6 protein-coding genes are annotated in these 3,506 nt (G+C 58.9%); 3 read left to right on the top strand and 3 right to left on the bottom strand.

What is annotated here, in order from left to right; all coding sequences use genetic code 11:
- The 3 genes from ABJF76_RS04080 to ABJF76_RS04070 form a co-directional block, all read right to left on the bottom strand.
- A partial coding sequence (locus tag ABJF76_RS04080; protein ID WP_413822513.1) for a glutaredoxin domain-containing protein occupies window positions 1-187 on the bottom strand: 187 nt, incomplete at its 3' end.
- 1 nt (window position 188) lies between these two features.
- On the bottom strand, window positions 189-500 hold the full coding sequence (locus ABJF76_RS04075) for a hypothetical protein (RefSeq protein ID WP_413820644.1): 312 nt from the start codon (window positions 498-500) through the stop codon (window positions 189-191).
- Complete coding sequence (locus ABJF76_RS04070) at window positions 497-739, bottom strand: BolA/IbaG family iron-sulfur metabolism protein (RefSeq protein ID WP_413820643.1); 243 nt, start codon at window positions 737-739, stop codon at window positions 497-499. Before ABJF76_RS04070 ends, ABJF76_RS04075 begins: the two co-directional genes overlap by 4 nt.
- Window positions 740-903: 164 nt before the next feature.
- On the opposite strand from ABJF76_RS04070, the gene ABJF76_RS04065 reads away from it, so the two are divergent.
- From ABJF76_RS04065 to ABJF76_RS04055, 3 genes are all read left to right on the top strand, one after another.
- Window positions 904-1,872 carry an XdhC family protein gene (locus ABJF76_RS04065; RefSeq protein ID WP_413820642.1) on the top strand — a complete coding sequence of 323 codons (969 nt, stop codon included), beginning with the start codon at window positions 904-906 and terminating at the stop codon, window positions 1,870-1,872.
- Window positions 1,869-2,861 carry a molybdopterin-binding protein gene (locus tag ABJF76_RS04060; RefSeq protein WP_413820641.1) on the top strand — a complete coding sequence of 331 codons (993 nt, stop codon included), beginning with the start codon at window positions 1,869-1,871 and terminating at the stop codon, window positions 2,859-2,861. Before ABJF76_RS04065 ends, ABJF76_RS04060 begins: the two co-directional genes overlap by 4 nt.
- Window positions 2,862-2,975: 114 nt before the next feature.
- On the top strand, window positions 2,976-3,461 hold the full coding sequence (locus tag ABJF76_RS04055; RefSeq protein ID WP_413820640.1) for a (2Fe-2S)-binding protein: 486 nt from the start codon (window positions 2,976-2,978) through the stop codon (window positions 3,459-3,461).
- Window positions 3,462-3,506: the final 45 nt, after the last annotated feature.

The raw sequence follows: 3,506 nt of genomic DNA, 5'->3' as shown, positions 1-3,506 counted from the left end.
TGATGCCGGTGCGGATTTCTTCATCCGCCAAAACATTCACGTCGGCAAAATCCACGCCCATGTAGTTCAAAACACCTGCCACTTTGCTGGAAAACCCGCATTGTGGCATGGATTTGGTGCCCTTCATGTAAAGCACAACATCGTTGGATTTGATGGTTTCTTCGATCTTTGTGTTGGCGTCGCTCATGTCAGTTGTCTTTCTTTATGTAGGCGCGGTGATAGTGCGCGGCATAGGTTTCATCTTGGGGCATCGCATCGACTTTGGTGCTGGTCGCTGCGGTAAAGCTGCCTTTGCTTTGGTGTGTGTGTATCCGGTTGGTGCGCTCAAGCGCGTCGTTTTTGCGGCTGACTTGGTCAATAAGGGACAGGTCTGTGGCCTCCATCCCCAAGGGGACAACGCGGGTTTGACCCATCTCGTCACGCCCAGGTTGGCGCGCCGCCAGCGGACGCCGTGGTCCGCTGCGAAACGGGGCCGAAATGATCTGCCACAACCCTGTCATGCAGGTGCTTTGGTCGTCAGAGCCAGCGCGTGCAATTCGCCGTGGCTGCCATCCATTTTGCCCTTGAGCGCTTTGGTGACGGCGCGGTGCTGCTGCACCCGGTTCATGCCGACAAAAGACGCGTCAACCACTTCGGCTGCGTAATGATTCCCGTCGCCCGCAAGGTCGGTGATGGTGATCTGTGCCTGCGGGAATGTCTCGCGGATCAGGTCTTCGATCTCTTGGGCTTGCATGGGCATGGGGGTTCTCCGGACAATGTCACTACAGATTTAGGGCGGCAGGGGCGAGGGTGCAAGCGTTAGCGCGCGCTTGATGACCTGTGCGCGGCTTGGGGTTGTACCTTTGGGCGCGGCAGGATTAAGTTTTGGACAGCATCTGCCGACCCCAAAACGGAGCCCATGCAATGACGCAACAGGAAAACGCCCCCGAACAAGCTTTGGCTTGGGTGCAGGCGGGGCAGGGCGCGGCGCTGGCGACTGTGGTGCAAACATGGGGCAGCGCACCGCGCCGCGCTGGTGCACAGATGGTTGTGTCAGGTGCGGGCGACATGATGGGCTCGGTTTCGGGCGGCTGTGTCGAAGGCGCTGTTGTGCTGGAAGCCACCGAGGCACTGGCAGACGGCAAGCCGCGCCTTTTGGAATACGGCGTCAGTGACGGAGATGCCTTTGCGGTCGGGCTTGCCTGTGGCGGTACGATCAAAGTGCTTGTTGAACCCATCGGAACAGCCATGCCGCTTGAGTTGCTCGAAGAACTGGTCGCCATCCGAGCGGCCCGCAAACCTGCGGCCTATGTGGTCAACATGGACACATGGCAGCGGCAGGTGGACACAACAGGTCACAACGCGCGTTTTGCCAGTGACCGCAGCGGGGTCGAAGACGACGGCCATACGTTTGTGGCGATCCATAACCCGCCACTACGGCTTGCAATCGTTGGCGCTGTTCACATCGCCCAAGCGCTTGTGCCCATGGCGCGTACTGCTGGATTTGATCCTGTGGTGATTGACCCGCGCGGCGCGTTTGGCTCCGAAGCGCGTTTTCCGGGTGAAACGCTTATGGATGATTGGCCGGACGAGGCCTTGGCCACGTTTGACCTTGATACCCGCAGTGCCCTTGTGTTGCTGACCCACGATCCCAAGCTGGATGATCCGGCACTTCACGTGGCGCTGAAATCGGATGCGTTTTACATTGGCGCGCTTGGATCGACCCGCACCCATGCTAAACGGGTGGAGCGTCTGAGCGAGGCCGGGTTCAACGCGGATCAGATCGCGCGCATTCATGGCCCTGTGGGGTTGAACATTGGGGCGGCCAGCCCGTCCGAGATCGCCGTGTCGATCCTTGCGCAAATGGTGCAACGCCTGCGGAGCCCCGCATGATCTTTGGCCCTGTCCCCGCACAAGATGCAGCGGGCGCGATTCTTGCACATTCGATGATGGCCGGATCGGGGCGCGTGCAAAAAGGCACCTGCCTAGAGATGGCGCACATCACAGACTTGATTGCGGGCGGTCACGATACATTGGTGGTGGCCCGTCTTGAGCCCGGGGACGTTGATGAGAATGCGGCCGCAGCACAGGCGGCGCAGGCGATTGTGCCCCACACTGGTGACCAAAATCTGCGGATATCCGCGGCGGGTGCGGGCCGTGTGAACCTATATGCGACAGCGCCGGGGGTGGTTGAAGTTTCGGCTGACAAGGTCGTGGCCTTGAATTCGATCGATCCCATGATCACTTTGGCGACGCTGCCAAACTATCAGCGGGTCGATGTGGGTGCGATGGTGGCCACCATCAAGATCATTTCTTACGCGGTGTCCGAGACAAAGCTGAAAGAGGCCTGCGATCAAGCGCACTATGCAATGTTTGTCAGTAATCCAGTTTTCCGCACGGCTACTTTGATCGAAACGCACGTGGGTGATGGCGTCCCATCGCCCAAGGGGCGTGCGGCTATGGTGACGCGGATGGAACGGCTTGGTGTGACCATGACGGACCGTGTTGTCGTGCCGCACAAAAGTGCGGACATCGCGGCCGCCTTGCGCGACGCGTCTGGTCAGGTGTTGTTTGTGTTGACGGCATCCGCAACATCCGACGCGCTGGATGTGGCGCCACAAGCGGTGCGCGATGCGGGCGGGCGAATCGAGGCCTATGGGATGCCGGTCGATCCGGGAAATTTGTTGTTTCTGGGCTGGCTTAAGGATCGGCCGGTGATTGGCTTGCCGGGTTGTGCGCGGTCTTTGGCATTAAATGGCGCGGATTGGGTATTGGAGCGGGTCATTTGCGATGTGTCTGTAACGCGGGCCGATGTTGCGGCCATGGGCGTGGGCGGATTGCTGAAAGAAATCCCGACACGACCAAGGCCCCGCGCGACCTAAAGCGGCCACCTCTCTGTGCAAATTTGCGCAAGGGGCGAAAATATTGGTTCTCAAGTGCCGGGTTGCGTGCTTAACTCGGAACCAACAAGACAGACAATAAAAAGGGAGGATGTCATGGCACAGGTCAAAATGACCGTGAACGGGAAAGCTGCGTCTGGCGAAGTGGAGGGGCGCACGTTGTTGTCGTCTTTCTTGCGTGACGAGCTGAAGTTAACCGGAACACACGTCGGCTGCGACACGTCACAGTGCGGTGCATGCGTGGTGCATGTCGATGGTGTGGCGGTTAAATCGTGCACCATGCTGGCAGCCGAGGCTGAAGGCGCAAACGTAGCCACCATCGAGGGTCAGGCCAATGCGGATGGATCGCTGAATGTTATTCAGCAGGCGTTTCAGGATCATCACGGTTTGCAATGCGGGTTTTGTACGCCTGGCATGGTGATGTCGACGGCGTCTTTGCTGAAAGAAAACCCAAAGCCAACAGAGGCTGAGGTGCGTGCCTATCTTGAAGGTAATATCTGCCGCTGTACGGGTTATCATAACATCGTCAAAGCGATCATGGCTGCATCCGGGCAGGATGTAAGCAGCATCGCCGCGGAATAAGTGACGCCGACTGGGGGCCAGCCCCCAGACCCCCGGAGTTTATCT

This window comes from Tateyamaria sp., from assembly GCF_039940735.1.
In the GTDB taxonomy this organism is placed as follows: Bacteria; Pseudomonadota; Alphaproteobacteria; order Rhodobacterales; family Rhodobacteraceae; genus Tateyamaria.
This window is presented reverse-complemented; position numbering and strand designations above follow the sequence as displayed.

Coding starts and splice junctions, on each gene's coding strand:
- ABJF76_RS04075 (WP_413820644.1), bottom strand. CDS start 500: ATGACAGGGTTGTGGCAGATCATTTCGGCCCCGTTTCGCAGCGGACCA.
- ABJF76_RS04070 (WP_413820643.1), bottom strand. CDS start 739: ATGCCCATGCAAGCCCAAGAGATCGAAGACCTGATCCGCGAGACATTC.
- ABJF76_RS04065 (WP_413820642.1), top strand. CDS start 904: ATGACGCAACAGGAAAACGCCCCCGAACAAGCTTTGGCTTGGGTGCAG.
- ABJF76_RS04060 (WP_413820641.1), top strand. CDS start 1,869: ATGATCTTTGGCCCTGTCCCCGCACAAGATGCAGCGGGCGCGATTCTT.
- ABJF76_RS04055 (WP_413820640.1), top strand. CDS start 2,976: ATGGCACAGGTCAAAATGACCGTGAACGGGAAAGCTGCGTCTGGCGAA.